At 72.0% G+C, this 9,119-nt stretch carries 9 protein-coding genes; 3 read left to right on the top strand and 6 right to left on the bottom strand.

All coding sequences use genetic code 11. The features are described from left to right. Nucleotides 1-38 precede the first annotated feature (38 nt). From IEW07_RS09835 to IEW07_RS09815, 5 genes are all read right to left on the bottom strand, one after another. Complete coding sequence (locus IEW07_RS09835) at nt 39-413, bottom strand: metal-sulfur cluster assembly factor (protein WP_229741721.1); 375 nt, start codon at nt 411-413, stop codon at nt 39-41. Nucleotides 414-448: 35 nt separating this feature from the next. Then, on the bottom strand, nt 449-1,210 hold the full coding sequence (sufC, locus tag IEW07_RS09830) for a Fe-S cluster assembly ATPase SufC (protein WP_188536703.1): 762 nt from the start codon (nt 1,208-1,210) through the stop codon (nt 449-451). A 63-nt stretch (nt 1,211-1,273) separates the two neighbouring features. Then, nucleotides 1,274-2,458 (bottom strand): Fe-S cluster assembly protein SufD, encoded by a 1,185-nt coding sequence (sufD, locus tag IEW07_RS09825; RefSeq protein ID WP_229741728.1) that lies wholly within the window; start codon nt 2,456-2,458, stop codon nt 1,274-1,276. Between the two features lie 166 nt (nt 2,459-2,624). Continuing rightward, the gene (gene sufB, locus IEW07_RS09820; protein WP_188536699.1) at nt 2,625-4,079 is read right to left on the bottom strand and encodes a Fe-S cluster assembly protein SufB; all 1,455 of its coding nucleotides are present in this window, start codon (nt 4,077-4,079) and stop codon (nt 2,625-2,627) included. Beyond that, a complete protein-coding gene (locus tag IEW07_RS09815; protein WP_229741719.1) occupies nt 4,072-4,893 on the bottom strand; it encodes a helix-turn-helix transcriptional regulator in 822 nt (273 codons plus the stop codon). Before IEW07_RS09815 ends, sufB begins: the two co-directional genes overlap by 8 nt. A gap of 256 nt (nt 4,894-5,149) precedes the next feature. On the opposite strand from IEW07_RS09815, the gene IEW07_RS09810 reads away from it, so the two are divergent. From IEW07_RS09810 to IEW07_RS09800, 3 genes are all read left to right on the top strand, one after another. Beyond that, a complete protein-coding gene (locus IEW07_RS09810) occupies nt 5,150-6,178 on the top strand; it encodes an ABC transporter ATP-binding protein (protein ID WP_188536696.1) in 1,029 nt (342 codons plus the stop codon). Next, entirely contained in the window at nt 6,175-6,966 is a 792-nt protein-coding gene (locus IEW07_RS09805) for an ABC transporter permease (RefSeq protein WP_188536694.1), read from the top strand. Before IEW07_RS09810 ends, IEW07_RS09805 begins: the two co-directional genes overlap by 4 nt. Nucleotides 6,967-7,041: 75 nt before the next feature. Further along, a complete protein-coding gene (locus IEW07_RS09800) occupies nt 7,042-8,061 on the top strand; it encodes a COX15/CtaA family protein (RefSeq protein ID WP_188536692.1) in 1,020 nt (339 codons plus the stop codon). Nucleotides 8,062-8,140: 79 nt separating this feature from the next. On the opposite strand, the gene IEW07_RS09795 is transcribed toward IEW07_RS09800, so the two are convergent. Then, nucleotides 8,141-9,058 carry a dihydrodipicolinate synthase family protein gene (locus IEW07_RS09795; RefSeq protein ID WP_188536690.1) on the bottom strand — a complete coding sequence of 306 codons (918 nt, stop codon included), beginning with the start codon at nt 9,056-9,058 and terminating at the stop codon, nt 8,141-8,143. Nucleotides 9,059-9,119 lie beyond the last annotated feature (61 nt).

Genomic DNA, 9,119 nt, shown 5'->3' with positions numbered 1-9,119 from the left:
CGGAGGTGGACGGGCCGCCGTCGTCGTTCAGGGGGCGATCAGATGTTGAAGCCCAGGGCCCGCATCTGGTCGCGGCCGTCCTCGGTGATCCGCTCGGGACCCCACGGCGGCATCCAGACCCAGTTCACGCGCCACTCGTCGACCATGGGACCGAGGTTCTGCTCGACCTGCTCCTCGATGACGTCCTGCAGCGGGCAGGCCGCCGTGGTCAGGGTCATGTCGAGGATCAGGGCGCCGTCCTCGGCCCACTTGGAGCCGTAGAGCAGACCGAGGTCCACGATGTTGACGCCCAGCTCGGGGTCGATGACGTTCTTCAGCGCCTCCTCGACCTCCTCCTTGGAGATCGGGCCCGCGGGGGCCTCGGTGGCGGGCTGCTCGGCCGGAGCGGCCGTCTCAGCGGGGGTGTCGGCCATGGCTGGCCTCCTTTCGCAGGGTGCGGACGGGTCGGCTACTTGGCCTGGGCCAGGTAGCGGTCGTAGCCCTCGTTCTCGAGCCGGTCGGCGAGCTCGGGCCCGCCCTCGTCGACGACGCGGCCGTCGGCGAACACGTGCACGAACTGCGGCTTGATGTAGCGCAGGATGCGGGTGTAGTGGGTGATGAGCATGACGCCCATGTCGTTGTTCTCCAGGGCGCGGTTGACGCCCTCGGAGACGACCTTCAGGGCGTCCACGTCGAGGCCGGAGTCGGTCTCGTCGAGCAGCGCGATCTTCGGCTTGAGCAGCTCGAGCTGGAGGATCTCGTGCCGCTTCTTCTCGCCGCCGGAGAAGCCCTCGTTGACATTGCGCTGGATCATGTCCGGGCTGATCTTCAGCTGCTCCATGGCCGCCTTGACGTCCTTGGTCCAGGTGCGCAGGGAGGGCGCCTCGCCGTCGATCGCGGTCTTGGCGGTGCGCAGGAAGTTGGAGGTCGTCACGCCGGGGATCTCCACCGGGTACTGCATGGCCAGGAAGAGGCCGGCGCGGGCGCGCTCGTCCACGGACATCTCCAGGACGTTCTGGCCGTCCAGGAGGACCTCGCCGGAGTCGACGACGTACTTGGGGTGCCCGGCGATGGTGGACGCCAGGGTGGACTTGCCGGAGCCGTTGGGGCCCATGATGGCGTGGACCTCACCGGAGTTGATGGTCAGGTTGACGCCCTTGAGGATCGGCTTGGTGGTCTCGTCGTCGAGCACGACGGACGCGTGCAGGTCCTTGATCTCGAGAGTTGCCATGGATGGTTCTCCTGTGGTCGAAAAAGTCTGTGAAAAATCTGTGCTCGGGAAGTGCTGGGCGGATCAGTGGTTCGCGGAGGTGAGCTCGTCCTCGACGGCCTGCCGCAGGCGGGCCTCGATGTCCTCGACGCCGATCTGCTGCAGGATCTCGAAGAGGAAGCCGCGGACCACGAGCCGGCGCGCCTCGTCCTCGGGGATGCCCCGGGACATGAGGTAGTACAGGTGCTCGTCGTCCAGCTGGCCGGTCGTGGAGGCGTGGCCGGCGCCGGCGATGAGGCCGGTCTCGATCTCCAGGTTCGGCACCGAGTCCATGCGCGGGCCGTCGTTGAGGATCAGGTTCCGGTTGAGCTCGTAGGTGTCGGTGCCCTCCGCGGTGGAGCGGATGAGGACGTCGCCGACCCACACGCCGTGCGCGTTCTCGCCCTGCAGCGCGGACTTGTAGGTGACGCGCGAGGTGCAGTGGGGCTGCGCGTGGTCCACGAACAGCCGGGACTCCAGGTGCTGGCCGGCGTCCACGAAGGTCAGCCCGTACATCTCCACAGAGCCGCCGGGGGCGTCGAAGCGGGTGGACGGGGCGACGCGCACGAGGTTGCCGCCGAGGGAGACGAGCACGTGCTTGAACGAGGCCGAGCGGCCGAGGCGGGCCTGCTGGGCGGAGGCGTGCACGGCGTCGTCGTCCCACTCCTGGAGGGTCACGACGGTGAGGTTCGCGGAGTCCCCCACCCGGAACTCGACGTTCTGCGAGACCACGGCGGTGCCGTGGTGGCGCAGCACGACGAGGGCCTTCGAGAAGGGCTCGGCGTCGACCACGAGGTGCTGGGCGGCCGGGGTGCCGTCCGTGCCGTGGATGTCCACGAGGACGGGGGCGTCGAGCTCGACCTCCTTCGGGACGGTGAGCACGGTGGCCTCGCCGAAGGAGCTCCACGCGTTGGCGGCGACCCGGTCCTCGGGCTTGCCGGCGGCGCCGATGCGGGCGTCGTCGCGCCCGACGGTCTCCACGCGCACGGCCTCCGGGCCGTCCACGACGACGACGGGCGCCGGCCCGGTCAGCTCGTCGGCGTGCAGGCCCTTCAGGCGCTTGAGCGGGGTGAACCGGAAGTCCTCCTCCTTGCCCGTCAGGGGCGCGAAGTCCGCGACGTCGTAGGAGGCGAACCGCTCGGCGCGGGAGGCCGCGGGGGCCTCCCGCGGCGTCTGGCCGGAGCCGGTCCGGTCGTGGTCGGCGGCGAGCTTCTCGCCCTCCTGGTCCATGCCCGGGATGGCGACCCGCCGGTCGCCGACGGGGACGCCGTCGACCTTGTCGGCCACGGCGTCGTGGACGTCCTTGGCCTTCTCGGCGGCCTTCTCGGCCACCGCCGTGGCGGCGGAGGCCGCGGCCTCCGCGGCGTTGCGAATCGTTTCGTTCAGCTTGGGCATGTCAGCCAACGGATCCTTCCATCTGCAGTTCGATGAGGCGGTTCAGTTCCAGTGCGTACTCCATGGGCAGCTCGCGGGCGATCGGCTCCACGAAGCCGCGCACGATCATCGCCATGGCCTCGTCCTCGGCCATGCCACGCTGCATCAGGTAGAACAGCTGCTCCTCGGAGACGCGGGAGACGGTCGCCTCGTGGCCCATGGTGACGTCGTCCTCGCGGATGTCGACGTACGGGTAGGTGTCCGAGCGGGAGATCGTGTCCACCAGCAGGGCGTCGCAGACCACGTTGGACTTCGAGCCGTGCGCGCCCTCGCGGACCTGGACCAGGCCGCGGTAGGCCGCGCGGCCGCCGTTGCGGGCCACGGACTTGGACACGATCGACGAGGACGTGTTCGGGGCGATGTGCACCATCTTGGAGCCGGTGTCCTGGTGCTGGCCCTCACCGGCGAACGCGATGGAGAGGGTCTCGCCGCGGGCGTGCTCGCCGGTCATGTAGACCGCCGGGTACTTCTGCGTGACCTTCGAGCCGATGTTGCCGTCGATCCACTCCATGGTGGCGCCCTCGTGGGCGATGGCGCGCTTGGTCACGAGGTTGTAGACGTTGTTCGACCAGTTCTGGATGGTCGTGTACCGCACGCGGGCGTTCTTCTTGACGATGATCTCCACGACGGCGGAGTGCAGCGAGTCGGTCTTGTAGATCGGCGCGGTGCAGCCCTCGATGTAGTGGACGTAGGAGCCCTCGTCCGCGATGATCAGCGTCCGCTCGAACTGGCCCATGTTCTCCGTGTTGATGCGGAAGTAGGCCTGCAGCGGGATCTCGACGTGCACGCCCTTGGGGACGTAGACGAAGGAGCCGCCGGACCACGCGGCGGTGTTCAGCGCGGCGAACTTGTTGTCGCCCACCGGGATGACCGTGCCGAAGTACTCCTCGAAGAACTCCGGGTGCTCCTTGAGCGCGGTGTCGGTGTCCATGAAGATGACGCCCTGCGCCTCGAGGTCCTCGCGGATCTGGTGGTAGACGACCTCGGACTCGTACTGGGCGGCGACGCCGGAGACCAGGCGGCCGCGCTCGGCCTCGGGGATGCCGAGCTTCTCGTACGTGTTGCGGATGTCCTCCGGCAGGTCCTCCCAGGTCTGGGCCTGCTTCTCGGTGGAGCGCACGAAGTACTTGATGTTGTCGAAGTCGATGCCGGAGAGATCCGCGCCCCAGGTGGGCATGGGCTTGCGCTCGAAGAACTTCAGGGCCTTCAGGCGCAGCTTGGTCATCCACTCCGGCTCGCTCTTCTTGGCCGAGATGTCCTTGACGACGTCCTCGTTGATGCCGCGGCGCGCGGTGGCGCCCGCGGTGTCCGAGTCGGCCCAGCCGTACTCGTACGTGCCGATGCCCTCGAGCTCCGGGTTCTTCTCCAGGATGTCGGCGATGACAGTGTCGTTGCCGCTGGCGATCTGTTCAGTCATGACGGCCTTCCTCTGTGGTGTGGTCCGTGGTGTGGTCCGTGGTCTGGTCGGTGGTGCCGGCCGCGGGGGCCTGGGGCGTTCCCGCGCCCGGCCGGATCGTGGGGCGCGCCAGGGGCACGTGCGTGGTGCACACGTGGGCGCCGGCCGCCTGGGTGGAGAGCCGGCGGACGTCGGTGCCGAGCAGGCGCGCGATCAGCTCGGTCTCGAGCTCGCAGAACAGGGGGTAGCGGGCGGCGAGGTCGCGCACCGGGCAGTGGCCCTGGCACAGCTGCGCCGAGACGATGGTGCGGCGCTCCCCGTGGCCGATGGCCACCTCGTTGGTGGAGGCCGCGAACCCGTCGCGGCTGAGCAGCCGCACCAGCACGGGCAGGCGGTCGGCGACGTCGTCCCCGGCGGCCTCGACCTCGGGCCGGTAGGCCTCCTCGAGGCGGTCGACGCGCTCCTGGATGAAGGCCCGCAGGGCCTCGGGCCCGGCGAAGCGGCGGATGCTCTCGAGGGCGTCGGTGGCGATCTCGAGGTAGTCGTCGCCCAGCTTGGCGTGTCCCTCCGGGGCCACCACGTAGCGGCGGGCGGGCCGCCCGGCGCCGCCGGTGGGGCGGCGCACCATGGTGACCTCGATGTAGCGCTGCTGCTCGAGGGCGTCGAGGTGGCGGCGCACCGCGGCCGGGGTGAGCTCCAGCATCTCCCCGAGGTCGGCGGCCGAGACGGGGCCGTGCTCGAGCACGGCGCCGAGGACGCGGGAGCGGGTGTTCTCCTCCTGCTCCGCCCGCGGCCCGGGGCGCGGGCGGCTCCGGGATTCCGTGGTCTGAGTCATGGGTGAACCGAGTGCTTCCTGGTCGGGGGTGGAGGAACGCTGCGGGGCGGGCGAGCACGCGGAGGCGCTCGCAGCCCTGAATACACAACCGAAGTATGTCGTAATTCATTCCGGCATGGCCAGTAAGCTGAGCCTTACCGAAAGCCGGCGGCGCGGGCGGCCCGTGCGAGCATAAAGACGACTTACTCATAATAACGCCTTTTGCCGGGCCTGGCCATGGGACGGGCCCTCCGGCGCGCCGCACTACACTGGTCCGGTGCCCGCCCAGAGTCCCACCACCCCCTCGACCGCGTCCTCGACCGCGTCCGCGAGCGCGCTGTCCATCGAGCGCCTCGTCAAGGAGTTCCCCGCCCGCCGCCGCTCGCGCCCCTCGCCGGGCCCCGGAGCCACCCGGGCGGACGTCGTGCACGCGGTCAACGGGCTCTCCCTGGAGGCCCGCCGCGGGGAGGTCACGGCGCTGCTCGGCCCCAACGGCGCCGGCAAGACCACCACCCTCGAGTGCGCCCAGGGCCTCCAGCGCCCGACCTCCGGGACCGTGCGCCTGCTGGGCCAGGACCCGTGGCGGGCCTCCCCCGCCCTGCGCGCACGGGTCGGCGTCATGCTCCAGGACGGCGGGCTGCCGCAGGCCGTGCGCCCGCTGGAGCTGCTGCGCCACGTCGCCTCCCTCTACGGCAGCCCCCGGAACATGGACGAGCTCGTGGAGCGGCTCGGGATCAACGGCTTCGACCGCACGGTGGTCCGGCGGCTCTCCGGTGGCCAGCGGCAGCGCGTGGCCCTGGCCGCCGCACTGGCCGGGCGCCCCGAGGTCGTCTTCCTCGACGAGCCCACCGCCGGGATGGACCCGCAGTCCCGCAACATCGTGGTGGACCTCGTCCAGCAGCTGCGCCGCGAGGGCACCAGCATCATCCTCACCACGCACCTGCTCGACGACGCCCAGCGCCTCGCCGACCAGGTCTACATCGTCGACCACGGCCGGGTCATGGCCCAGGGCTCCGTGGCCGAGCTCGTGGCCCCCGGCGAGGACGCCCCCGCCGTCCTGGCCCTCACCCTCGCCCCGGAGCACCTCGACGCCGGCCGCTGGCCGTGGGAGGCCCCCGAGTTCGCCGGGATCCAGGTCGCCCGCGACGAGCGGACCGTGACGCTCACCGGGCCCATCACCCCGCCCCTGCTCGAGGCCGTCACCCGGTGGTTCACCGCCACGGGGGCCATGCCCGAGTCCCTGTCCCTCCAGCCGCGCACCCTCGAGGACGTGTTCCTCGACATCTCCGGACGGGAGATCCGATGACCACGACGCCCGCCACCCCCGCCCTGCCCGGAGCCACGGGCGGCCCCGCGCCTCTGCCCCGCCGGGTCGTGGCGCAGGCCCGTTTCGAGACGGTGGCCATGCTCCGCAACGGCGAGCAGCTGCTGCTGCTGGTGGTCCTGCCGCTCATGGCGCTCGTGGCGCTCACGTACACCCCGCTGCTGGACGGCGTGCTGCCGGCCGGGGCGTCCCGGGTGGAGATCGCCGTGCCCGGGGTGCTCGCCCTGTGCGTGCTCTCCAACGCCTTCTCCGGCCAGGGCATCCAGACCGGCTTCGACCGCCGCTACGGGGTGCTGCGCTTCCTGTCCACCACGCCCCTGGGCCGCAGCGGGCTGATCGCCGGGAAGCTGCTGGCGATCCTCGCGGTGCTCGCCGTGCAGTACGTCCTCGTGGCCGGGCTCGGCGCCGCCCTGGGCTGGCGCCCCGGCCCGGGGGCCCTGCTCCTCTCGGTCCCGGTGCTGCTGCTCGGCGCCGCGGCCTTCACGGGGCTGGGCCTGCTGCTGGCCGGCACCGTGCGCGCCGAGGCGACCCTCGCGGTGACCAACCTCGTCTGGGTGCTGCTGGCCGCCGTCGGCGGGACCCTGTTCCCCTCCACCACGCTGCCGGGCGCGGCCTCGTGGCTCGTCGACGTCCTGCCCTCCGGGGCCCTCGGGTCGGCGCTGCGGGAGACGTTCCTCACGGGCGGCCCCTCCCCCGCGCCGCTCGTGGTCCTCGCCGTGTGGGCGCTCGCCTCCTGGGCCGCCGCCCTGCGCTGGTTCCGCTGGAGCTGACAGGCGTCGGGGCCGCGGCCCGACCCGGATAAACTGGGACACGATCCCCGCCCGCCTCCGTCCGGAAGTGAACCCATGACCCGCGCCACCGGCCCCAGCGACGTCGACGAGCACGGCAGCCTCCTGCTGCCCACCCGGATCACCCCGTGGGTGCGGTGGCTCGCCGTCGCCTCCCTCGTGGCCAACGCCCTGCTCATCCTCACGGGCGGGCTCGTGCGCCTCACCGGCTCCGGCCTGGGCTGCCCCACGTGGCCCCGCTGCACGGACGCCTCCTGGACGAACACCCCCGAGATGGGGATGCACGGTGTCATCGAGTTCGGCAACCGGCTGCTGACGTTCCTGCTCGCGGCGGTCGCCGTGCTTTCCTTCCTGGCCGTGCTGCGGCTGCGCCGGCAGCACCCGGACCTGTACCGGATGGCCCTCGTCCTGGGCCTGGGCATCCCGCTGCAGGCCGTGGTCGGCGGGATCACCGTCCTGACCGGGCTCAACCCGTGGCTGGTCGGGATCCACTACCTCATCTCCGGCGCCATGATCGCCCTGGCGACCGTGCTCGTGAACCGCACCCGGCGCTACTCGCTGCCCGCCGTGCGGGACGCCGAGCGGCCGGGCCAGGCCTACGGGCACCGGCGCACCATCCGGGCGCTCATGACCGCCCTCGGCGTGCTGAGCGCGCTGATCCTCTACCTCGGCACCCTGGTCACGGGCACCGGCCCGCACGCGGGGGACGACACGAGCGTCCGGCACACCTTCGACGCCTACCTGATCACCCGCGCCCACGCGGTGCCGGTGTACCTGATCGTGGCGTCCGTGGTCCTGGGCCTCGTCCTGGCCCGCCGGCACCGCTGGCCCGTCCCCGTGGCCTCGGGGCTCAACGTCCTGATGGCCGTGCTCGTCCTGCAGGCCCTCGTCGGCTACTACCAGTACTTCAACGGCGTGCCGGTCGTGGCCGTCGCCCTGCACCTGGTCGGCTCCGCCGTGCTCGTGTGGGCGGCCGCCCGGACCGTGGAGAAGGGCTTCGCGGTGACCCGCACCCCGGACGTCGTGGTCCGGGCGGACGACGGCGCCCGCACCGCCGGCACACCCGCCCGCGGCTGAGCGGACCCGCCCGCCGCCGCGGGGGCCCGGACACGGTCCGGGTCCAGTTTCAGGCTCAGGCTCAGGCTCAGGCTCAGGCTCAGGAGAGGGTCTCCGGGGCCTCGTCCAGCAGCTCCTCGACCGCCTCCGCCAGCCGCTGCCGGCTGGGCGAGGGGATCGGCAGCAGCGGCCGGCGCGGCGGCGTCGTGGCGACCCCGCACACCTCCGCCAGGGCGTAGAGGGAGCTCAGGGGCCGCTCCTGCCGCAGGATCTCCATCAGCGGGGCGAGCGCGGCCCGCCAGGTGCGCACGGCGCGGTCGTCGCCGTCGACCACCGCCTGCCGGAACGCCGCGTACTGGCGCGGCAGGACCGCCGCGATGCCCGAGTGCCACGCGGCCGCGTCCGGCGCGGCCTCGTGGATCAGCCGCTCCCCGCTCACCCCATGGGCGGTGCCCGGCTCGGCCAGCTCGGCGAAGCGCCGGCGCCGGCGGTCGAACTCCTCCGCGGAGTCCGCGGTGTCCTTGAAGGCGTTGACGTTCTCCAGCCAGGACAGCTCGGCGGCCAGCTCGACCGGGTAGGTGAAGCCCGTCGTCGTGGGGTTGTTGTAGACGCACACGGGCAGGGAGACGGCGGCGGAGACGGTCTCGACCTGGTCGGCGATCTCCTGGGAGACGAGCGGGATGTAGGACAGCGGGTTGAGCACCAGGCCGTCCGCGCCGCTGTTCTCCGCGGCGTAGGCCATCTCGAGGACCTCGCGGGTGGTCATGGCGGAGATCCCCGCCCCCACGGGCACGCCGGAGCCGCGGGCGGCGTCCACGGCGACCCGGACCACCTCGGCCCGCTCCTGGCCGGAGAGGTACGCGAAGCTGCCCGAGCTGCCCAGGACCACCACGCCGTCCACGCCGGAGCGGGCCAGCCGCCCCACGTAGCGCTCGAGGGACTCCAGGTCCAGCCGTCCGCCCTGCTGGAACGGTGTGATCGGGTAGGCGACGAGCCCGGTGAAGGTCATGCTCAGCATGCGACCATCCTAGGCACGGCCCGGCGGCGTCCCCGTCCGGGGCGGCACGGGCGCCTGCGGC

Origin of the sequence: Kocuria dechangensis, assembly GCF_014636775.1 — a bacterium.
In the GTDB taxonomy this organism is placed as follows: domain Bacteria; phylum Actinomycetota; class Actinomycetes; order Actinomycetales; family Micrococcaceae; genus Kocuria; species Kocuria dechangensis.
Note: the sequence above shows the minus strand (reverse complement) of the source record. Positions and strands in the feature narration are given on the sequence as shown.